Origin of the sequence: Streptomyces zagrosensis (assembly GCF_014203645.1) — a bacterium.
In the GTDB taxonomy this organism is placed as follows: Bacteria; Actinomycetota; Actinomycetes; order Streptomycetales; family Streptomycetaceae; genus Streptomyces; species Streptomyces zagrosensis.
This window is the reverse complement of sequence record NZ_JACHJL010000003.1, coordinates 281827-301461: the sequence shown is the minus strand read 5'-3', so window position 1 is coordinate 301461 and position 19635 is coordinate 281827. Positions and strand designations below refer to the sequence as shown.

General features: G+C 69.3%; 20 protein-coding genes. 9 read left to right on the top strand and 11 right to left on the bottom strand.

Going from position 1 to position 19635, the window contains the following annotated elements; translation table 11 throughout:
* Positions 1–834: 834 nt before the first annotated feature.
* Complete coding sequence (locus FHS42_RS08180) at positions 835–1419, top strand: YdeI/OmpD-associated family protein (RefSeq protein WP_184570358.1); 585 nt, start codon at positions 835–837, stop codon at positions 1417–1419.
* Positions 1420–1587: 168 nt separating this feature from the next.
* Here FHS42_RS08180 and FHS42_RS08175 read toward each other — a convergent pair whose 3' ends face one another.
* Positions 1588–2280, bottom strand: coding sequence for an iron-dependent transcriptional repressor DtxR (locus FHS42_RS08175; RefSeq protein WP_184570356.1), 693 nt, complete (start codon positions 2278–2280; stop codon positions 1588–1590).
* A gap of 265 nt (positions 2281–2545) precedes the next feature.
* Between FHS42_RS08175 and FHS42_RS08170 the strand changes: the two genes are divergently transcribed.
* The gene (locus tag FHS42_RS08170) at positions 2546–3319 is read left to right on the top strand and encodes an SIS domain-containing protein (RefSeq protein ID WP_184570354.1); all 774 of its coding nucleotides are present in this window, start codon (positions 2546–2548) and stop codon (positions 3317–3319) included.
* 134 nt (positions 3320–3453) lie between these two features.
* On the opposite strand, the gene FHS42_RS08165 is transcribed toward FHS42_RS08170, so the two are convergent.
* Both FHS42_RS08165 and pdxH read right to left on the bottom strand, forming a co-directional pair.
* A complete protein-coding gene (locus FHS42_RS08165; protein WP_376772553.1) occupies positions 3454–4854 on the bottom strand; it encodes a PAS domain-containing protein in 1401 nt (466 codons plus the stop codon).
* A gap of 860 nt (positions 4855–5714) precedes the next feature.
* Entirely contained in the window at positions 5715–6464 is a 750-nt protein-coding gene (pdxH, locus tag FHS42_RS08160; protein WP_246494370.1) for a pyridoxamine 5'-phosphate oxidase, read from the bottom strand.
* A gap of 386 nt (positions 6465–6850) precedes the next feature.
* Here pdxH and FHS42_RS08155 point away from each other — a divergent pair, with 386 nt between their 5' ends.
* From FHS42_RS08155 to FHS42_RS08145, 3 genes are all read left to right on the top strand, one after another.
* A complete protein-coding gene (locus FHS42_RS08155; RefSeq protein ID WP_184570344.1) occupies positions 6851–7951 on the top strand; it encodes a citrate synthase 2 in 1101 nt (366 codons plus the stop codon).
* A gap of 334 nt (positions 7952–8285) precedes the next feature.
* Entirely contained in the window at positions 8286–9533 is a 1248-nt protein-coding gene (locus FHS42_RS08150) for a Cmx/CmrA family chloramphenicol efflux MFS transporter (protein ID WP_184570342.1), read from the top strand.
* Between the two features lie 76 nt (positions 9534–9609).
* Positions 9610–10188 (top strand): TetR/AcrR family transcriptional regulator, encoded by a 579-nt coding sequence (locus FHS42_RS08145; RefSeq protein ID WP_184570340.1) that lies wholly within the window; start codon positions 9610–9612, stop codon positions 10186–10188.
* Between the two features lie 133 nt (positions 10189–10321).
* On the opposite strand, the gene FHS42_RS08140 is transcribed toward FHS42_RS08145, so the two are convergent.
* Genes FHS42_RS08140 through FHS42_RS08130 form a run of 3 tightly spaced genes read right to left on the bottom strand, consistent with a single transcriptional unit; the run spans position 10322 to position 11492 of the window.
* The gene (locus FHS42_RS08140) at positions 10322–10855 is read right to left on the bottom strand and encodes an NUDIX hydrolase (protein ID WP_184570338.1); all 534 of its coding nucleotides are present in this window, start codon (positions 10853–10855) and stop codon (positions 10322–10324) included.
* Positions 10855–11175 carry a hypothetical protein gene (locus FHS42_RS08135; RefSeq protein WP_184570336.1) on the bottom strand — a complete coding sequence of 107 codons (321 nt, stop codon included), beginning with the start codon at positions 11173–11175 and terminating at the stop codon, positions 10855–10857. Before FHS42_RS08135 ends, FHS42_RS08140 begins: the two co-directional genes overlap by 1 nt.
* Positions 11172–11492 (bottom strand): hypothetical protein, encoded by a 321-nt coding sequence (locus FHS42_RS08130; RefSeq protein WP_184570335.1) that lies wholly within the window; start codon positions 11490–11492, stop codon positions 11172–11174. Before FHS42_RS08130 ends, FHS42_RS08135 begins: the two co-directional genes overlap by 4 nt.
* A gap of 108 nt (positions 11493–11600) precedes the next feature.
* Here FHS42_RS08130 and FHS42_RS08125 point away from each other — a divergent pair, with 108 nt between their 5' ends.
* From FHS42_RS08125 to FHS42_RS08115, 3 genes are all read left to right on the top strand, one after another.
* Positions 11601–12440 (top strand): helix-turn-helix domain-containing protein, encoded by an 840-nt coding sequence (locus FHS42_RS08125; protein WP_184570333.1) that lies wholly within the window; start codon positions 11601–11603, stop codon positions 12438–12440.
* Positions 12437–12640, top strand: coding sequence for a DUF397 domain-containing protein (locus tag FHS42_RS08120; protein ID WP_184570331.1), 204 nt, complete (start codon positions 12437–12439; stop codon positions 12638–12640). Before FHS42_RS08125 ends, FHS42_RS08120 begins: the two co-directional genes overlap by 4 nt.
* 223 nt (positions 12641–12863) lie before the next feature.
* The gene (locus tag FHS42_RS08115) at positions 12864–13061 is read left to right on the top strand and encodes a DUF397 domain-containing protein (protein ID WP_184570329.1); all 198 of its coding nucleotides are present in this window, start codon (positions 12864–12866) and stop codon (positions 13059–13061) included.
* A gap of 31 nt (positions 13062–13092) precedes the next feature.
* Here the strand turns inward: FHS42_RS08115 and FHS42_RS08110 are convergent, their stop codons facing one another.
* On the bottom strand, positions 13093–13560 hold the full coding sequence (locus tag FHS42_RS08110) for a MerR family transcriptional regulator (RefSeq protein ID WP_184570327.1): 468 nt from the start codon (positions 13558–13560) through the stop codon (positions 13093–13095).
* 113 nt (positions 13561–13673) lie between these two features.
* Here FHS42_RS08110 and FHS42_RS08105 point away from each other — a divergent pair, with 113 nt between their 5' ends.
* A complete protein-coding gene (locus FHS42_RS08105; protein WP_184570325.1) occupies positions 13674–14723 on the top strand; it encodes an aldo/keto reductase in 1050 nt (349 codons plus the stop codon).
* Between the two features lie 130 nt (positions 14724–14853).
* On the opposite strand, the gene FHS42_RS08100 is transcribed toward FHS42_RS08105, so the two are convergent.
* The 4 genes from FHS42_RS08100 to FHS42_RS08085 all read right to left on the bottom strand — a co-directional run bounded on the left by FHS42_RS08100 (position 14854) and on the right by FHS42_RS08085 (position 19568).
* Positions 14854–17256: an ATP-binding protein gene (locus FHS42_RS08100; RefSeq protein WP_312866770.1), complete on the bottom strand. Its 2403-nt coding sequence runs from the start codon at positions 17254–17256 to the stop codon at positions 14854–14856.
* An 18-nt stretch (positions 17257–17274) separates the two neighbouring features.
* Positions 17275–17898, bottom strand: a complete 624-nt coding sequence (locus FHS42_RS08095; protein ID WP_184570311.1) for a DUF6879 family protein — start codon at positions 17896–17898, stop codon at positions 17275–17277.
* A complete protein-coding gene (locus FHS42_RS08090; RefSeq protein WP_184570308.1) occupies positions 17891–18160 on the bottom strand; it encodes a hypothetical protein in 270 nt (89 codons plus the stop codon). Before FHS42_RS08090 ends, FHS42_RS08095 begins: the two co-directional genes overlap by 8 nt.
* Positions 18161–18392: 232 nt before the next feature.
* Positions 18393–19568 carry a UDP-N-acetylglucosamine--N-acetylmuramyl-(pentapeptide) pyrophosphoryl-undecaprenol N-acetylglucosamine transferase gene (locus tag FHS42_RS08085; RefSeq protein ID WP_184570306.1) on the bottom strand — a complete coding sequence of 392 codons (1176 nt, stop codon included), beginning with the start codon at positions 19566–19568 and terminating at the stop codon, positions 18393–18395.
* Positions 19569–19635: the final 67 nt, after the last annotated feature.

Sequence of the window (19635 nt, the reverse complement as noted above, 5' to 3'; positions counted from 1 at the left end):
CTGTGCGCCTCGCGCGCCTCGCCCGCCTCGCGCGGCACTTACGGCGCTGCCCGGCCCGCGGCGTGCGGACCGCCGCTCGCGTTGGGTGGTGGTGATCGCGCGCCGGTGGCAACACACTCGTGTGACGTACGTCTGATACCCGCTGCTCATCGGCCACACGCCGTCACCGGCCATCGGCCGCACACCGTTGCCGACCATCGGCCGCTCGCCCTTACCGGCCATCGGCCGCACGCCGTTCAGCGTTGGCGCGCCCGCTCTCTGCGTGCCCTGTGTTCTCTGCGTTCTCTGCGTGCGCTGTGTTTTCTGCGTGCCCTGCGTTCTCGACAGGCCCATCGGTCTCCCTCCCCAGCTCTGGGGAGACACCCGGAATGGACCCGCGTGTCCCACACCCCTCCTACACCCCCGTTTCTCAACGCAACTCCGCGCATATGCGTCAGCGACAGCGTTGCACGGCGCGGGCGTGAGCGCTCGGTTTCCGTTAACTCCGCTACGGGGAGGGCTCGTTGCCGTAGGCAGCCGACACAGCCGGCGCACAGGCGCCGCATGGATACGTTCGGTAGGTGGCCCCCGTACACGGAACCGGGCCCTCATTCGCCAAGCGGGCCCCTCGTTGCCGAGTCAGGCCCCTCGGCGGCGAGCCGAACTCGTCGTTGCTGAGCCGCACTCCTCGTTGCCCAGCCAGGCCCTCGGCGCCAAACCGCGCCCCTCGGCGGTGAGGAGTTGGCCCCCTCGTCGTCGCCGAGGTCAAGCAGCGCGCCCACGCGCAGCTGGCTGGCCGTTCGTGCTGTGACCGAGACGGTTCCCCGCGGGACATGGCCGGGCTAGCCTGGCCTCATGGAGGAGTCCAACGGGGTGGAAGTCGTCGCGTTCTCGGATGCGGCGGCCTTTGAGAACTGGTTGGCCGAGCACCACACCCACCGCGAGGGCGTGTGGGTCAAGGTTGCGAAGAAGACGTCGGGGATCGCGTCGGTCACGGATGACGAACTGGTCGATGTGGGGCTGTGCTGGGGCTGGATCTCCGGGCAGCGTCGGGGCCTGGACGACCGGTATTACCTACAGAAGTACGGGCCACGGCGACCGAGGGGCCTGTGGTCGCGAGTGAATGTCGAGAAGGTCGCGGCGCTGACGGCGGCGGGCCGGATGCGAGAGCCCGGCCTCGCCGAGGTGCAACGGGCCAAGGAGGACGGCCGCTGGGATCGCGCGTACGCATCGCAAGCGACAGCTGTCGTCCCGGACGACCTCGCTGCGGCGCTTGCCGGCGACCCGGCGGCGCGTGCGGCGTTCGACGCACTCGACCGGACCACCCGCTACCTCGTGATGCTGCCGCTGCTCCAGGCCACGACGCCGGAGACTCGGCAGAAGCGACTGGAGCGGGCGGTGCGGGACCTGGCGAAGGGGCCGCAGACGGGCGAAGGGTGATCGTCCCGGTGTTACCTCACGCGGTCCACGCGGTCCACGCGCTCCGCGCGGTCCCGCACCACGCCAACAGGGCGCCGGCCCCCGATGCGGGGGCCGGCGCCCTGTGCGCGTGAAGGTCGCCCCAGGTCTTATGCCTGGGGACCCGGGCCTAGGTGCTCGACGGGGGTCCTAGCGCTTGGCGACGAAGACATGCGAGGCGACGGCGGATGCCAGTTCGGCTGCCTCGCCGCTGCTGCCGACCAGCACGCCGCCGGCCGACTCCGTCACGCTCACCACCGCGCCGGGCTGCACTCCGGCCCGCCGCAGCGTGTACATGAGCTGGGAGTCCATCTGGATCGGCTCACCGATCCGGCGCACGACCACGGTCTTGCCCTCCGCACCCGGCTCCAGCTCCAGCAGGCTCACCATGCCGGAGTCCAGGAACGGATCGACCTCGGTCTTTTCGCCCAGCTCTTCCAGACCCGGGATGGGGTTGCCGTAAGGCGACTCGGTGGGGTGATGCAACAGCTCCAGTACGCGGCGCTCCACCGCCTCGCTCATCACGTGCTCCCAGCGACACGCCTCGGCGTGCACCTGCTCCCATTCCAGGCCGATGACGTCAACGAGCAGGCACTCGGCGAGCCGGTGCTTGCGCATGACGCGGGTGGCCAGGCGGCGGCCTTCTTCGGTCAGCTCCAAATGACGGTCACCGGCCACCGTCACCAGGCCGTCGCGCTCCATGCGCGCCACCGTCTGGCTGACCGTGGGGCCGCTCTGATCGAGCCGCTCCGCAATCCGGGCGCGCATAGGGACCACACCCTCTTCTTCGAGCTCCAGGATGGTGCGGAGATACATCTCCGTCGTATCGATCAAACCGGACATGTGCGTGCCCCTCGATGTGTCGTGCGGTGGCCCTGGACTCAATTCTGACGCATCCCACTGACAACCGAGCGCCGCTGGCTTGCAGAAGCTTGATTCCACCGCGTTCCGTGTATTGACAGGGCGCTGGTCCAGACCGCAACGTGATCCGCGCCACGCACTTCCGCCGCACCCCAACAGATGTGGGAAAAGAGTGCGCGGCCGTGCGCGCACTACAGCGACAACAGCCGAATAACGAGAGAAAAACGACGGAAAGGGCCCCTCGTCGATGAGCGAGAGCACGCGGTCAGTCCCCGCCGATCTGACCGAGCGGTACTTCGACGCCGCCATCGCCCTGCTGCGCACGGTCCGAGACGAGGAGGCCGGCCATATCGCCGAGGCGGGCACGCTGATCGCCGACACCGTGCAGGCGGGCGGCCGGCTGTTCGCCTTCGGTGCGGGGCACTCTTCGCTGCCCGCCCAGGACGTCGTGTACCGCGCCGGGAGCCTTGCGCTGATGAATCTGCTCAAGGTTCCGGGCGTCGTCGGCGTCGATGTCATGCCCGCGACGCTCGGCAGCGCCCTTGAGCGGGTGGACGGGTTGGCGGGCGCGGTGCTCGACACCAGCCCGGCGGTCGCCGGCGATCTGCTGGTGATCATCTCGCTCTCCGGGCGCAACTCGCTGCCCGTGGAGATGGCGTTGAACGCGCGGGCGCTGGGGCTCAAGGTGATCGGCGTGACGTCGGTCGCGTATGCGACGGAGACCAAGTCCCGGCACACGTCGGGAACGTTCCTCAAGGACCACTGCGATCTTGTGCTGGACAGCAAGATCTCCATCGGTGACGCGGAGTTGACCGCGGACGGCGTCGCGGCGCCCTTCGCCCCGGCATCCACGGTGGTGACCAGCGCCCTGATGCAGGCGGTGATGGCCTCGGCCGCCGTGGAACTGGCCGCCCGGGGCATCGATCCACCGATGCTGCGCTCGGGCAATGTGGACGGCGGCCACGAGTGGAACGGGCGCGTGATGACCGAGTACGCGGACCGCGTCTTCTACCGGCACTGACCGGTACGAGCGCTAATCAGTACCAGCGCTAACCGGTACCGGCGCTAACCGGCCCGCCCCCTGGCGCTCACCCGGCCCGGCCCGCCTCGGCGCCCGCTCCATCCCCACCCCGCCCCACCCCCGCCCCGGCGCAGCTACCGCACATGCTGGGCCAGGTCGATCGCCGCTGCGACGCGGACGGCCACGTCCTCCGCGTACGCCGCGTCCGTGCGGTCGAACGCCCGCCGGTTCGATCCGCGGAGGAAGGACGCCACGCCCAGCGTGCGGCCCCGGCTGCGGAGTACCGCGCACAGGCCGTGCACCGTGCCAGCGGGCCACTTGCGGGCCTGGGCCCACTGGGTGCTGCCCTCCTCGTCCGTACGACCCGCGCTGGCGCGTACGGAGCCGCAGCGGTCTGCGGCCTGGAGCGCGGGATGGCCCATCGGGTACGCGACCGGGATGCCGTCCGCGGTGCCGACCGGAATGGCGGGCCCCGCTCCCGTGGCTGCCCCGGCCGGCGCCGCCACCGCCCGCACCAGCACGGTGGGCGTAGGCGGTGCGTCCGCTTCGGCCGCTGGCCCGGCCCCCTCGTGCCCGGCTACCGGCCCGGCCTCCCCCGCGCCGTCGGCCGCCTCCCGTGATGTGCCGTGGGACGCGGGGGACGGCTCGCGTACGAGGTCGATCAGCGCGTGATCGGCGAAGCCTGCCAGGGCGAAGTCCAGATAGACCGTGGCCGCCTCAACCGGGTCCTCACTCTCGGCCGCGGCGCGGGCGGCACGGTGCAGTTGGTTGCTCCGAAAGCGCATCCGGGCGCTCTCCTGCTCGGCCCGCTTCGTCTCCGTCACATCACGGAAGATCCAGGCCACGCCGAGTGGCACCGGCTCCTCGGCCAGCGGCGACGCCAGGCGGAGGAAACCGCTGCGCCAACAGCGGCGCGTCGGCGGCTGCCCGAGGTCGGCGCCTTCGCCGCGTACGGTCACCCAGATCTCGGTCGGCGCGGGCGGCGGCCCCTCCGCCAGCACGTGTTGGAAGGCGCTTTCCACCTCCTCTATGCCCTGGTCGAGTAGTTCCCCCAGCGGGCGGCCGAGCGGCGCCGTGCGCCCTGTGCGCAGCGAGCGCGCCGCGTGCCGGTTGACGACGGCGGGGCGCAGGTCGGCGTCCATCAGCACTACGCCCCACGACGCGTCCTCGAAGAGGGCCTCGCTCAGCGCGATCGACCGTTCCAGGTCGATTTGGGTGTGTACCTCGCTGAAGGCGCAGTACACCCCGACGACCGCGCCACCGGGGCCCGGTACGGCGGCAGACTGGGTACGCACCAGGACCCGGCCGCCGTCCTTGGTGAGCAGCGCGAACTCGTGCACCTGGCGGCCCGGTGCGTGCATGGCGCCGAAGAGTCGCGACTGCACGTCGTGGGCGTCGGCCGCCCGTACCGCCCAGTCCGCCAGGCCGCGCCGGCCGATCGCCTCGACGGCCGACCAGCCGAGGATGCGCTCGGCCTCGCGGTTCCAGTGGGTGACGACGCCGGCCGCGTCGAACGCGCACAGGGCGGCGTCCATGCCGTCGAGCAGCGCGGCGAGTAGGTCGGAGTCGTCGCGATCGGTCGCGCTCTGGGCCTGGTCGGCGGTTTCGGCCCCCGCGGCGCCGGGTGAACTGGTGGCGGAACTGGCCTGTGGATCGTCGGCGGAGTCGGACGCGTGTGGGGAACCCGAGGATCTCAAGGGGCCGGATGAGCCCGAAGAGTCCGAGGGACGAGCGGGGTCGGAACGTTGCGAAGCGGTCACCGGACACCCCCTGCTGGACGTGGCTGCTTAAGCCGAACGACGCGCGTGGCGGGCGCGGCACGCTACGTACCGCACGACCGGGGCACGACTGCCGCACGACCAGATATTGAACTCGAACGTGACGCGCACCACACCACCTTCGGCGAAATCGTTGCCTGCCGGAAATTCGGTTGTGAGGGCGCAGGGACGGTTCCTAAGCTGTGGAGCACACGAGAAGGGAGGTGGTTCGGCCGATGTACAAGATCCGGACGCGTGAGGTGACTGCGGGCTAGTCGTCCGCTGTCGCATCCGTCTTCCCCCCGCCTTCGCTGCGCAGAGCGCGGTGGGGGAAGCAGCGCAATGCCGGACGCGCACGCGAGAGCTGTGTGCGGCTGGCCAATCCCGAGCAGTCACCCGACCCGCGAGTCGCCGGTTCGTCCGACCGGCCCCGGTGCGTCACCAGGCGCACCGGGAAGCGACTCGCGGGTCGCTTTTTTGTGTCCCGCGGATGGTCGGGCTCTCTCGTCTTGGCGTCCCGCCGGGTGGCCGAGCCCGCTCGGCGCGCGCCCGACCCGGCCAGCTCGGCGCTGTGGAGAACCGTTACGCGAGAGCTGTTACGGGAGCGCCGTTACGGCAGCACCGTTACGGAAGAATCGCTACGGGCAAAGCCGTTCCGTACGCCAGGAGTTGGCGCGGGCGACGGCATCGGCGGGTTCAGCAGGTGTCGCGACGGATTCACCGGGTGCCGTGAAGGGTTGGGCGGCGTCGCGGAGGTAGCACAGACGGTCGTGGAGGCGATTGGCGCGGCCCTGCCAGAACTCCACCGTGTGGGGGATGACGCGAAAGCCGCCCCATTCCGTGGGGACCGGAACCTGTTCGTCGGGCGGGTAGCGGTCGGCGAGTTCGGCGTACATCCGGTCGAGTTCGGCGCGGGAGCCGATCACCTCGGATTGTCTGCTCGCCCAGGTGCCCAGTTGGGAGCCGTGTGGCCGGGTACGGAAGTACGCCGCCGTCTCGTCCCGCCCGGTGCGCTCCGCGACGCCGGTGATGATGACCTGCCGGGCCAGCGAGTGCCACGGGAACAGCAGGGAGATGGCGGGGTTGGCGGCTAGTTCGCGGCCCTTGCGAGAGCGGTAGTTGGTGAAGAAGACGAAGCCGCGTTCGTCGTAGCCCTTCAGTAGGACCGTACGAGAGTGCGGGCTCCCCGCCGCATCGACGGTGGAGACGACCATCGCGTTCGGCTCGTGCAGTCCGCTGGTCACCGCCTCCTCGAACCAGCGGGTGAACTGGGCAAAGGGGGTGGTCGCGAGGTCGGTTTCCGAGAGCCCCGCGCCGCGGTACTGCTCGCGCATGTCGGCGGGGTCATGTACACGCTGCTGCTGCGGGTCGGCATGGGACACGCGCATATCTTGCAGCATCCCCGGAACGCCCCTTGACGCTGCCCCGGCTCGCGTCCGCGTAACCCTCCCGGGTGGAAGGGGGGAGTGTGCCTCTTCTCACGCTTCCCCGCAGGTGACGAACCCGCCAAAATCATCGACTGGCCCACTGTGGCCTCCGGATACCACCAGCTATCGTGTCCGGTTCCGCACAGAGCCGCACCACACACCTTCCTGGCCTGACTCCGCGCACGACTGGGTGACCACCAGGTCGCTCGGGGCCACTGCCAGGGGCAGCCGATACGGACCGCGAGCCGCGCCGAGCGGCCGAGGAGTCGTCCCGGCTCTCCTACATGTTGAAACAATGACAATTTGGTCACAAGCCGCGTTGTCCACCACACCAGAGGAGCCGCCTGATGTCCGACTTCGTACCCGGACTTGAAGGAGTCGTCGCGTTCGAAACAGAGATCGCCGAGCCCGACAAGGAAGGCGGCGCCCTCCGCTATCGCGGCGTGGACATTGAAGACCTGGTGGGGCAAGTCTCCTTCGGGAACGTGTGGGGCCTGCTGGTGGACGGTGCGTTCAATCCCGGGCTGCCGCCCGCCGAGCCGTTCCCGATCCCGGTCCACTCCGGTGATATCCGCGTCGATGTGCAGTCCGCGCTGGCCATGTTGGCGCCGGTGTGGGGCCTTAAACCACTCCTGGACATTGACGAGGCGCAGGCCCGCGACGACCTGGCGCGCGCGGCCGTGATGGCGCTGTCGTACGTGGCGCAGTCGGCACGCGGCCAGGGCCTGCCGATGGTGCCGCAGAAGGAGATCGACAAGGCCGAGACCGTTGTGGAGCGCTTCATGAAGCGCTGGCGCGGCGAGCCCGACCCCAAGCATGTCGCCGCCGTGGACGCGTACTGGACGTCGGCCGCCGAGCACGGCATGAACGCCTCCACCTTCACCGCTCGCGTCATCGCCTCCACCGGCTCCGACGTCGCCGCGGCGCTCTCCGGCGCGGTGGGCGCCATGTCGGGCCCGCTGCACGGCGGTGCCCCTTCCCGCGTGCTCGGCATGATTGAAGAGATCGAGCGCACCGGCGACGCGACCGCGTACGTCAAGGGCGCGCTCGACCGCGGCGAGCGGCTGATGGGCTTCGGGCACCGGGTCTACCGCGCCGAGGACCCGCGCGCCCGCGTCCTGCGCCGCACGGCCAGGGAGCTGGGCGCACCCCGCTTCGAGGTGGCCGAGGCGCTGGAGAAGGCCGCGCTTGAAGAACTGCACGCGCGCCGGCCCGACCGGGTGCTAGCCACCAACGTCGAGTTCTGGGCCGCGATCGTCCTGGACTTCGCGGAGGTTCCGGCGCACATGTTCACCTCGATGTTCACCTGTGCCCGTACGGCCGGATGGAGCGCGCACATCCTGGAACAGAAGCGCACCGGGCGGCTGGTCCGGCCCTCGGCGCTCTACACGGGACCCAGCTCGCGCAGCCCGCGCGACATCGTCGGATACGCCGACATCTCGCGCTGAGCCATTTCGCGACGGCGCTTCGGCGCTGCGCGTTACGGCGCCCCGCGTTACGGCGCCACGGCGCCACGGCCTTACGCCCGGGCGGTGCACCTGCTGGTGCGCCGCCCTTTGCGTGGCCGGCGCCCGCCGTGCGCTGGGCCACGGGCGGGGTCCGCCGCTGTACGTCCAGGAGCGGCGCATCCCGACCCAGGGATTTTGAAGCGCACGCTACAGAACATGTTAAGGTCCGAACCGGCGCACGGGCGGCGCACCCTCGCACCCACCTTTTGAAGCGCACGCTCCACAACTCAGGCCGCCGCTCCCACCTCGTATCGGACCCACCAAAGGACCCGCCATGCCACTATCCGTCTACGTCCTCGGCTTTGGCATATTCACTCAGGGAACTTCGGAGTTCATGCTCTCCGGACTCCTTCCCGACCTGGCCGATGACCTGGGCGTCTCCATCCCCGCTGCCGGACTGCTGATCTCCGCCTTCGCCGTCGGCATGGTCATCGGCGCGCCCCTGCTGGCGATCACCACGCTCCGCTGGCCCCGCCGCACCGCCCTGGTCGCCCTCCAGGGCGTCTTCGTCCTCGCGCACATCGTGGGCGCCATGGCGACGACTTACGAGCTGCTGTTCGCCACCCGCGTGATCAGCGCCCTCGTCTACGCCGGGTGCTTCGGCGTCGCGCTGGCCACGGCGGTGAGCCTGGTACCGCCGGGCTCCACCGGCAAGGCCGTCGCCACCGTCGCCGGAGGGCTGACCCTGGCCACCATCGTCGGTGTGCCGGCGGGCACCTTGCTGAGCCAGTACGCGGGGTGGCGCGCCGCGTTCTGGGCGGTGGCGGCGGCGACCATGGTCAGCCTGCTGTGGACGGCCTTCGCCATCCCGGGCGGCCGGGCGGACGGCGAACCGCCGCGCTCGGCGCGGGCCGAACTGCGCGGCATGAAACGGCCACACCTCTGGCTCTCGTACGCGATCACCGCGTTCACCTTCGGCGCGGTCATCGTCACCTTCAGCTATCTGGCATCCGTGCTGACCGAGGTGAGCGGGCTCGCCGATGCCTGGGTGCCCGGCGTGTTGGCGCTGTTCGGTGTCGGCGGGCTGCTTGGCATCACGCTCGGCAGCCGGTGGGCGCAGACGCATCCGCTGCGCACCCTTCTTTGGGGGCTGGTGGGACTCATGATCGTCTCGGCGCTGATCGCGCTCACGGCGCGGCATACGGCGGTCACCGTCGTCCTCGTCTTCTTCCTCGGTTTCGTCGCCTGGGTCACCAACCCGGCTCTCCAGGCGCGCGTGTACGCCCTGGCGCCCGAGGCCCCGACGCTGGTCGGCGCCACCAACACGGCCGCGTTCAACGTCGGCAACACGCTGGCCCCGATGCTGGGCGGCCTGGTCATCAGCACCGGGCACGGCTTCGCCTCGGTGGCCTGGGTGGGTGTCGCGCTGGCCGCCACCGGATGCCTCGCCACGCTCTGGGCGTGGCGGCTGAGCGGCCGTACCCCGGCACCGGCGGTCACCTCTCCCCCGGTCCCAGGCGACACCGGCAGCACCCCCGCCGGGGGCCCGCGCCGCGCCGCGCTGACCCACACGGGTACCTGACCGATGCCCGACCGCCCGAGCAGGGACCGTACCTACATGTTTTGTACGGCCGCTCCACAACCCTTAACGTGAGGTCATGGCCAGGCCACGTGGGTTCGACGAGGGACGTGTCGTTGACGCGGCGATGGAGACGTTTTGGCGCAACGGGTACGAGGCCACCTCGACCCGCGAGCTGAGCCAGCGCACCGGGCTCGGCCCGTCGAGCCTGTACAACACCTTCGGCGGCAAGCAGCAGCTCTACGTACGCGCGCTGCACCGATACTGCGAGACCGCCACCGCGCGCCAGGTCGAGGTACTCCAGCAGCCAGGGCCCGTACGGGCTCGGCTGCGCGCCCTGATGCTCCAGGCCATCGACGCCGACCTCGCCCCCGATGAGCCGCGCGGCTGCTTCGCCGTCAACTCCGCCGTCGAGGTGGCCGCGTTCGACCCGGAGATCAGGGACGAGGTACGGCACAACTTCGCCCGCGTAGAAGACGAGTTGTGTGCCGTGCTGACGCTCGGGCAGGGCACCGGGGAGATCCGCTCCGATCGCAGCGCGCGAGCCCTGGCCCGGCAGGTGCAGAGCACGTACTACGGGCTACGAGTGCTGGCGCAGGCGAGCGACGACCGGGACGCATTCCTGGAGACGGTGGAGATCACGCTCGCCGGGCTGTGAGCGGGTGGCCCAGCGGGGCCGCGCGTTGGGGTACGGGTGCGGGTGCGGGTGCATCGTTCGGGTCCGGGGGCCGGGTCGTTCCGGTCTGAGTCCGGGGCGTCCAAAGGCCGCGTGCCCGGTCCCCGGTCCCGGTTCACACCTGGCCCGGCCCCGGCCCCAGCCCCCAGCCCGGGCTCGGCGCTGACCTGGGGTGCGGCCGGGTTCTGCCGCCGCGCCCGGTGGGCATGTCCCCGCGCCACAGCACCGTTGACGTGCACCCACCGGCCCGCAGGCCGCGGAACGCGTGGACCAGGGCGACGCGGCCGACCTCGTGCATGGGCGTCCACACCGTGTGGGACCGTCCGCAGTTTCCGCGAGGCGGCGGGTCCACGGCCAGCCAGCCACCGTCGAACACCATGGCCACCTGCTCCAACAGGCCATGTTCGGCCGGTTGTTGGTCTACGGCGAGCAGTCGGGGCGGTTCCGGAGACTGGAGCCCCAGAGCTGTGGCAACGCGGCCGACAGCGTACGGAATTGCCTCGCCCGGTTGGAGGGTGACGCCCGGGGGCCCGATCGCGCCGTCCTTGACGACCTGGAGGACGCGGGGCCAGGACTGGCTGACGTCGAGCGGGTTGGACGGGTCGGCGGGATGCCACACCAGCAGGTGGACCCAGACTTGGTTGGGCATCAGGGGCTCGCCTCGTCCATGATCAGGGTCATTCCGGCGCATTCCGCGGGGCTCCTGTCGTCGAAGGTGCACAGCCCGGCCGAGTGGCCCCCGTCCCACCAGAACCAGCCTTCAGTGGTTGCTCGCTCGACGCGTCGCGCGTTGGGGCGCAGTACGTCCTTAGCCAGTGCCTGCGGGTCGAAGAGGGCAATCTCGTAGGCCTGTTGGAACTCGGTGTCGGTGACCGGCGCCCAGGCGTCGTCGGTCCATCGGAAGAAGCGGAGTGCGACGCCGCGCACGACGACACGGTGCGTGCCTTCGAAGATCAGGTGCGTGATCACGCGAAATCACCCTCGTTCGGGGGGTGTTCGCGACTCCGGTGGACATGCAGGGCCTCGATGGCCATACGGTGCTGAATGGTGCTTCGGAGCGCCTTCGCCTGTTCGGCAACCATCCGAGTGGCGCGGCACTTCACGCACGAACGGAGCTCGTCCGCTAGGGAGTTGGCCTGCATGTTTGGCTGCATCTTGGGCTGCGGGGGTGCCTGCGGGTTTGGCCGCACGGCTGACTGCGGGGCTTCCCGGGCCGCGCGGTCGTGCTGGGCGAGCAGCGCGGCCAGCTTGGCATCGGGCGGTGTGGGGGCAGGGGTGGAAGACATAGAGGAACCGCTCCTCTCCGTAGCGACATCACTACCGGGGGGCATCAGCGTGGCCCACGCTGAGTAACCCTTCAAGTAATCCGAAGCGAAGGAAGGAATGGGGCGGTCATGGTCAACCGCAAGGAACTGAACCCCGAGAGCAGCCCGCGAGCGGCCTTCGGGGCCCGCGTGCGAAGGATGCGGGAGAATCGCGGCTGGACGCAGGAGCAGTTCGCCGAGCGCTTGGAATGTTCCAGCCAGCATATTTCGGCTGTGGAAACTGCGAGGAAACCGCCGACCCTTCCGTTCTCGCGCAAAGCCGATAGTGCTTTCGGCGTGGCCCACACCGCCGAGTCGTTCGAGCGCGAGTGGCGCGACATCCGGCATGGGGCGCTGCTGGAAGGGTTTCCGGAGTACATCGGCTTGGAGGGACGCGCGGTCGAGATCCGGCTGTTCGAGATCGGGATCATTCCGGGCTTACTTCAGACACCCGGGTACGCGAGCGCGCTGGCGAACGGTCACGTGCGACGGGGCACCATCACGCCCGAACACGCCACCGAGCGCGTCTCATTCCTGGCAGAGCGACAAGCGGCGCTCGTACGGAACCGTCCGCCTACGATGATGGTGGTGATGGACGAGAGCTGCATTCGTCGTCCAGTCGCAGGCGACGAGGTGATGAGCGAGCAACTTGAGCGCCTGGTGAGATTCGCCGCGTTGCCGAACTCCATGCTCCAGATCGCCCCGTACATCATCGGTGAGCGGCGACCGTTCAACCTGCCGATCAACCTGCTGACACTGTCGGACCGGAGCATGGTCGCGTACATGGAGTCCCACGCTCAAGGACACCTGGAGCGCGAAAGCGGCTTCGTGCTGGCCGCACTGGCGGACTACCATCGGCTACAGGCCGAATGCCTGTCGCAGGCCGAATCTGTGGCCATGATCAACCAGGTACGAAAGGGCGCTTCGTGACGACCGACACCCCCCGCTGGATCAAGTCCTCCTACAGCGACAACGGCGGCAACTGCGTTGAGGTCGCCGCCAACCTCGCCGCACACGGCACCGTCCCCGTCCGCGACAGCAAGGACCCGCAGGGCCCCGCCCTGGCCTTCGACACGGCGGCCTGGTCGGCGTTCGTTGCCGGCGTAAAGGCCGGGAACTTCGACGCGTAACCATGCGGCGCAACAGGCCCCCGTCGCTCTCGGTTTGAGACAGGCGGGGGCTTTCGCTTGCCCGTACGCGCCGGACCGCGCGCGCATACGCGACCAGTTGGGCCGGTAGACCACTTCCGCGACACCCCCACCGGCGGCCTAACCTCAGTCACAGGCCGAGGCACGCGCGCTCCCAGCCCTCGTCCGTGACCCTGACCCGGAACCGACGAGAGGGCACCCCGTGATGACCGAACCCCGCTGGACCAAGTCCAGCTACTCCAGCAACGGCGGCGAATGCGTCGAGGTCGCGGCCAACCTCGCCACGTACGGCACCATCCCCGTCCGCGACAGCAAGAACCCCCACGGCCCCGCCCTGGCCTTCGACACGCCAGCCTGGGCAGCGTTCGTGGCCGACGTAAAGGCCGGGAACTTCGACGCGTAACCATGCGGCGTAACTGGCCAACGCCCGCCAGTCACTCGACCACTGCTTCCTGACGAAGCAGTGGCGTGCCTTCTTCGCCCGCCGCAGGGGAAGGGGCGTGACATTGGTGGGCGGCGGCGCCTTGGTCCACGAGGTCCTCGTACACCGCGACCTTGAACCTGATCAGGTCCAGGGACTCGGTGAGCCTGCCGATCTGGGTGGTGACACGTGCTTGGTGCTCACGCATGAGGGTGAGGCGTTCTTCCTCGGTACCGGCGCCCTCTCTGACGAGGTCGGCGTAGCGGCTGAGCACGGGCAGGGGCATGCCTGATGCGCGGAGGATGATGCAGACGGTCAGCCAATCGACGTCGTCCTCGCTATAGATGCGGCGCCCGCTGGGTCCGCGTCGCACGGGATTGACGAAGAGGCCCTCACGCTCGTAGAAGCGCAGCGCGTGGACGCTCAAGCCGGTGCGTTCGGCGACCTGTCCGATGCTCAGGCTCATTGCGCTCTCCACCATGCCGGTCAGGGTAACGGGGTTGATCTAGAGCCGGGTCTAGATTCTAGGGTCCCTCGTGCGACCGGCTCTTCTGTCGCTCTGCGTGTTGAGTTGAACGAGTAAGGGGCATCACCATGCGATATCGCACTCTGGGCAAAACCGGTATCGAGGTCAGCGTCCACTGTCTTGGAACCATGATGTTCCAGGACGGCTGCAACCCCGATCACGACGACTGTGTCCGCATCATCCACGCGGCCCTCGACCAGGGAATCAACTTCATAGACACCGCCGACATGTACGGACAGGGCGAGTCCGAGGAGATCGTCGGAAAGGCGCTGCGGGAACGCCGCGACGACGTCGTACTCGCCACCAAGGTCCACTTTCAGATGGGCGAGGGCCGCAACCGCCGTGGTAACTCACGGCGTTGGGTCCTCACGGCGGTCGAGGACAGCCTCCGGCGCCTGAACACTGACTGGATCGACCTCTACCAGGTCCACTTCCCCGACCACTCCACTGACATCGAGGAGACGCTCTCGGTACTCAGCGACCTCGTGCGCCAGGGGAAGATCCGCGCCTTCGGTTGCTCGAACTACCAGGCCGCCGAGATCGTCGAGGCGCACCACGCCTCCGAGCGTCGCAGCCTCGGACGCTTCCGTACCGGCCAGCCGCCCTACTCGATTCTGGCCCGCGGGATCGAAACCTCGCTCCTGCCCGTCTGCGAGCGCTACGGGATGGGGGTACTGGTCTGGAGTCCCCTCGCCTTCGGGTTCCTCACCGGCAAGCACCGCAAGGGCCAGCCGATCGACCTGGGCGTCGGCCGCGCCGCGCTCCGACCGGCTCTGTTCGATCCCGAGCTCGCCGCGACCACCGCCAAGCTCGACGCCGTAGAACAGCTCGTCGAACTCGCGACGAGCATCGGCTGTACCCTTCCGCAGCTCGCCGTGGCCTTCACCGTGGCCCATCCCGCCGTCACCTCGGCCATCATCGGACCGCGGACCATGGAGCAGTTGGAGGGGCTACTCAAGGGCGCCGCGCTCACCTTGGACGATGCGGCCCTCGACCGGATCGACAAAATCGTGCCGCCCGGGACGAACCTGTACAACCCCATGGCCTCATTCCCCCCGCGAACACTGGCCGAGACCGCCTTGCGGCGCCGCCCCCTCACCGAGCGCTCCGCGGCGTGAGTGATGTGAGGGCGGTGCACGGGCCCTACCTCTGTCGATTGGGAGGGGTGGGGGGGCCGCTTGCCCGTACGCCCTCCAGCCCCCCTCACGCACGTACAAGCCCCATTGGTGCGGTAGAGCAGCGACGCCGTCAACCGGCAGCTTGGGTCAGCAACCCCTGGATGCGGGAGCGGAGGGACGTGGCCCGGGGGTCGGTGTAGGGGGTCAGGTGGGTCAGGGCCTCGCTCCAGTGGCCACGGGCAGTCCCCGAGTCCTCCGGGTGAGCGGCTGCGGCCAGGTGGTCGAGTTCCAGGGCGAGTTGCCAGGTGTCCCCTAGGTCGCGGTGAACGGCCATGGCCTGGCGGTGGAAGGCGGTGGCCTCGCCGTGGCGGTCCATCGCGGCATACGTCTGGCCCGTGCCGCGCCAGGCCAGCGCCTCGCGGCTGCGGTCGCCAAGGCGTCGGTGGAGCATGGCGGAGCGCTGGTAGGAGGTCAGGGCGTCGCCGTAGTCGGCGGTGGTGCGCTGGATGTCACCGAGGGTGAGGAGCCAGAAGCCTTCCCTGGTGTGGTCGCGGAGGGCGAGCGCGATGTCGAGAGCCTGGTCGATGGATCGCCGGGCAGCATCCGCGTCGCCTTCTTCGAGTCGCAGGGCGGCTGCGATCCGAAGGAGGTTGCCTTCACCACCACGATCGGCCAGGGCCCGGTGTGCGGCAAGCGCCTCGTCGATGACCGAGGCAGCCTCAGGCAAGCGGCCGGCGCTCAGGCGAGTGCTGGCGATGTTGGACAGTGCGGTGGCGGCTCGTTGAACATGTGCCAGGTCTCGGAAGGCGAACATGGCCCGACCGAAATGCGCCTCTGCCAGGTCGAGTTCGCGCTGTCGTAGATAGATCAGTCCTATGAGGTTGAGGGCTTGGGCCTCGTCGAACCGGCTCTGCGAGCTGTGAGCCAACGTGACGGCCCGCTCCAAAGCGTCCAAGCCCTCGGAGAAATTGTTCAGAGCCCTGTGCGCGATACCCATGTTGATGAGCAGACGAGTCTGTGCTCTTTGGTCTTCTCGTCTCGTCGCTGCCTCCAATCCGACTCGGCCCACTTCCAGCCAGTCCCGCTCCGACGAGGAGGCGGGACGTGCGAACCACAGGATGGTGGCCAACTGCCAAGCCGTCTCGTCCATTCCGTCTCGCGCGGCGGCGCGCACGACAGGGAGGAAGTTGCCTTGTTCTCGTTCGGACCAGTCGGCGGCGGCGTTGTAGTCGGTGAAAACGAGGGGCGTCACTTGCGGCAAGGGTCCAGGCAGTGGCAGGTGGTCCTCTGACGGATAGAGCCACGTCTGGGCGGCGTCGGCGGTGTGGAGGTACCAGCTCAGGACGCGTCGTCGCGCGGCTTGCCTTTGGTCGGACAACTCCTCTGCCTGCGCGAGATCGGTCGCGTACGCGCGTAGGAGGTCGTGGAACTGAAACCGGTCCGGGGCAGTCTGCTCAAGCAGGTGGGCACCGACCAGATCGTCGAGTAGCTGGCGTGTTCGGCTGGGTGTGGCTTCGCCGAGGGCCGCGGCAGCGGGGAGGCTGAACGCCGCTCCAGGGTGCAGGCCAAGGAGGCGGAAGAGGCGGGCCGAGTGCGTGGGTAGAGCGCGGTAGGACCAGGTGAAGACCGTACGGATGGCTTCGGCCTCGTCATCGATTCCGGTACTGAGGGCGTCCCAGAGGGCGGATTCATCACGCAGATCGCTGATGAGATCGTCAAGTCGCATGTGCGGGTGACTGGCGGCCCGTTCGGCGGCGATCCGCAGGGCAAGCGGCAGACGGGCGCACAGGCGCGCCAGTTCCACCAGTTGATCGCCGTCTTCCTCGGGTCGATAGCCCCTCGTGACCGCGCGCAGCAGAGCGACTGCCTCCGGCTCCGGAAGTGTGCCAAGGGTGATCCTGCGGGCGCCGTCACGCACCGAGAGACCCGCTAGGCGGCTGCGGCTGGTGACCACCACGAGGCTGTCTCCACCGCCGGGGAGCAACGGCCGGACCTGGCCGACTGTGGCCGCATTGTCCAGGAAGATCATGACGCGGCGGTCGGCGATCAGTGAGCGATACATCGCTGCTGCGTCGTCCACGTCCTGGGGAACCTCGGCCGGGGCCACGCCCAGGGCCCGCAGGAAGCGCTGAAGTGCCTGCGCGGCTGTGACTGGTTCTCCGGGATCGTACCCGCGGAGGTTGACGAAGAGCTGGCCGTCGGGGAACTGGTCCTTGACCTGGTGCGCCCAGTGCAGGACCAGCGAGGTTTTGCCCGCGCCCGCCGTGCCGGCCACCACGTGGACGGAGACGACGATGCGCCCGCCATTCCGGTCGGCAAGCACCGCGTTCAGCTGTCCCAGTTCGTCGGAGCGGTTGACGAAGGTGTTCAGGTCGGCTGGGAGCTGGCGTGGGACGGGCCCCGATGGCCCCGAGGCGGCGACCTGATGAAAGTGGATGTCGCCACTGACGCTTCCGGCCTGTACGACATCGCGAGACGACCCGGAGAGGTCGTTCTGCGAGTCTCCGGGGCGCTTGTCGCCCTCTGTAGGCACGTCGATCGATGCGCCCTGTCAAGCCGCAGGTGGCGGAGGCAGGTTGGCCACGGCACGGTCGAAGTACGGCTGGATGTCCTCCGCAGCCGCGTACAGGTCCGGCAGATGCGCGGCCCAGTTCCGCACGGTGTGGGGATCAGTGAAGCGGAGCGCCCCGTTCGGTTGACCGGCAGCGGTGTACAGCACACGGTAGAGAACCCGACTGTCCAGAAGAATCAACTCCGGCAGCAGCGCATCTCCCTCCGCGGCAGCGACCGCGGCAGCGGGCAGGACGCGAACGGAATGCCCGCATTCCGCGCTCAGTCGTAGCCAGTGCAGCTCCCACTGCACATACGGCGTCAGCGGCTCCTCCACCACACGAATGCGATGAAAGACCGTCCCCTGCGACGCTTCGTCCCTGGCCCTTCGAAGCAAGGCGTCACGGTCGGCCTCGAACAGCCGCAACACTGCTGGCCAGTCCCCCTGACGCAGTGCCTCCCGGCTGTCGTCGTTCGTCTCCTCGAAGTGCTGCAACCGCTCCAGCTTCCAGGACTCTCCCTCGCGGATCGCCGCGCGCTGCTCCCGGAAGTCCCGCTTGTAGTCCTCGCGTGTGAGCCGCTCACCTAGCTTGTCCGGAAGGCCAGGAGCAAGGAGATCAGGCATGAGGGATGTCCGCCTTCGCCGCACTCAGCATGTTGCCCGGGATGACGACCAACCGCTCGTCCGGCCCCAGTTTCACCTCGGCCGGCAGGCACGACCGGTAGTGCGCGGTGAGATCGCGGCCGATCACAGCAACGTCACCGTTGCTGAGCTGCCAGATGTCCGGGCACTCGTCGTGATCCTTGGAGTTGCCCAGCTCCGCCGCCGACTTACCGAGGCGCTTGACGAATAACGCAGACGGGTCGGCTTCCCATGCGCGGGCCACTGCTGCCTCCGGTGTTCACCACATCACTGACAGTGTCCGCGATGATACCGGGCGCGCCCGGACGCGTACATCAGGAAAACCCGCCAGTTGGCGCGGCACGCCCCCAGCGGACGGGCGAACGGGCGGATGTGCGGACGTCGTAGCCGTCCGCACATCGCGGCGCGGCAGGCTCCGACACCCCGCGGGTCACCCCGCATCGGCCAACGGCGCCCGTAACGGACGGGGCAGGCGGTCAGTCGGAGGCTGCGGACAGGATCACGTCCACGAGTCTGTCCGCCGCGTCGGGTCGCCCATGCGCACGGGCCCGTAGCGCCATCGCCTCCCGTCGCGCGGCGTCGGTGAGCAGTGGGCCGAGCGCGTCTTTCAGCCGGTCGGCGGTGACGTCACCGAGCAGGGCGACGGCGGCGCCGGCCTCCTCCAGGTGGCGGGCGTTGTGCGCCTGTTCGTTGCCGGCCGATGTGGCGAGCGGGATGAACACCGCGGGCTTTCCCAGCGCGGTCAGCTCGGCGAGCGTGCCGGCCCCGCTACGGGAGACCACGACGTCGGCGAGCGCCAGGACGTCGGGCAGCTCCGGCCCGACGAATCCCGTCAGGTAGTACCGGTTACGGAGCGCCTGCGGCAGTACGGCCGCGTGCTCGCGTAGGCCCTCGACCTTGTCCCCGCCGCACTGGTGGATCACGTTCGCGCGCTCCAGCAGCCACGCCAGCGCTTCGCTGACGACGCCGTTGATCTGCTGGGCACCCTGGGCGCCGCCGGTGACGTACACCGTTGGCAGCCGGCGGTCGAAGCCGTGCAGCCCCAGCGCGTCGATTGCCTTGTCCGCGTGCCCGGTCAGCACCTGCGGGCGCACCGGGTTCCCGGTGACCACCGCGAGGCCGCGCACCGCCTCCGGCAGCAGCGGCAGCGAGGACTCCGACGACACCGCGATCCGCGTCGCCGAGCCGGCCAACTTCCGGTTGGCCAGGCCCAAGCGCACCGTCTGCTCGTGCAGCACCAGCGGGCGCCGGCACATCCGGGCGGCGAGCCCTGCGGGTACGGCGACGTAGCCACCGGTGGCGAGTACGACGTCAGGCCGGAAGTCGGCAACCAGCTTCCTCGCCTGCACCACGCCGAGCGGGACGCGTGCCATGTCCTTCATGTTGGCCGCGGACAACATCTTCAGCGGGTTGCTGGACCGGCGGATCTTGCCCGTGGCGACGGTGGCGAACGCGATCCCTTCGGCCGGGGCGACACGGGCCTCCAGGCCCGCAGCCGTACCGATCCACAGGACGTCGAGAGCTCTGCCATCGGCCGAAAGGCGCTCTTGCAGCGTGCGGATCGCGGTGAGCGCGGGGTAGGTATGGCCCCCGGTGCCTCCTCCGGTGACGATCAGGCGGAAGGTACTGGCGAGTTGGGGTGCACTGTTCACCTCGCGCACCCTACTGGCTTCGTACGCCGTGCGTGACGCCCGCTCGCTTCGTCCGTCGTGCGTGGTG

Excerpts from the sequence above, each read along its gene's own strand:
- FHS42_RS08155 (WP_184570344.1), top strand. The coding sequence starts at position 6,851 with ATGTCCGACTTCGTACCCGGACTTGAAGGAGTCGTCGCGTTCGAAACA.
- FHS42_RS08175 (WP_184570356.1), bottom strand. The coding sequence starts at position 2,280 with ATGTCCGGTTTGATCGATACGACGGAGATGTATCTCCGCACCATCCTG.
- FHS42_RS08125 (WP_184570333.1), top strand. The coding sequence starts at position 11,601 with ATGGTCAACCGCAAGGAACTGAACCCCGAGAGCAGCCCGCGAGCGGCC.
- FHS42_RS08115 (WP_184570329.1), top strand. The coding sequence starts at position 12,864 with ATGACCGAACCCCGCTGGACCAAGTCCAGCTACTCCAGCAACGGCGGC.
- FHS42_RS08150 (WP_184570342.1), top strand. The coding sequence starts at position 8,286 with ATGCCACTATCCGTCTACGTCCTCGGCTTTGGCATATTCACTCAGGGA.
- FHS42_RS08180 (WP_184570358.1), top strand. The coding sequence starts at position 835 with ATGGAGGAGTCCAACGGGGTGGAAGTCGTCGCGTTCTCGGATGCGGCG.
- FHS42_RS08140 (WP_184570338.1), bottom strand. The coding sequence starts at position 10,855 with ATGCCCAACCAAGTCTGGGTCCACCTGCTGGTGTGGCATCCCGCCGAC.
- FHS42_RS08105 (WP_184570325.1), top strand. The coding sequence starts at position 13,674 with ATGCGATATCGCACTCTGGGCAAAACCGGTATCGAGGTCAGCGTCCAC.
- FHS42_RS08110 (WP_184570327.1), bottom strand. The coding sequence starts at position 13,560 with ATGGTGGAGAGCGCAATGAGCCTGAGCATCGGACAGGTCGCCGAACGC.
- FHS42_RS08095 (WP_184570311.1), bottom strand. The coding sequence starts at position 17,898 with ATGCCTGATCTCCTTGCTCCTGGCCTTCCGGACAAGCTAGGTGAGCGG.
- FHS42_RS08165 (WP_376772553.1), bottom strand. The coding sequence starts at position 4,854 with ATGGACGCCGCCCTGTGCGCGTTCGACGCGGCCGGCGTCGTCACCCAC.
- FHS42_RS08170 (WP_184570354.1), top strand. The coding sequence starts at position 2,546 with ATGAGCGAGAGCACGCGGTCAGTCCCCGCCGATCTGACCGAGCGGTAC.
- pdxH (WP_246494370.1), bottom strand. The coding sequence starts at position 6,464 with ATGCGCGTGTCCCATGCCGACCCGCAGCAGCAGCGTGTACATGACCCC.
- FHS42_RS08130 (WP_184570335.1), bottom strand. The coding sequence starts at position 11,492 with ATGTCTTCCACCCCTGCCCCCACACCGCCCGATGCCAAGCTGGCCGCG.
- FHS42_RS08145 (WP_184570340.1), top strand. The coding sequence starts at position 9,610 with ATGGCCAGGCCACGTGGGTTCGACGAGGGACGTGTCGTTGACGCGGCG.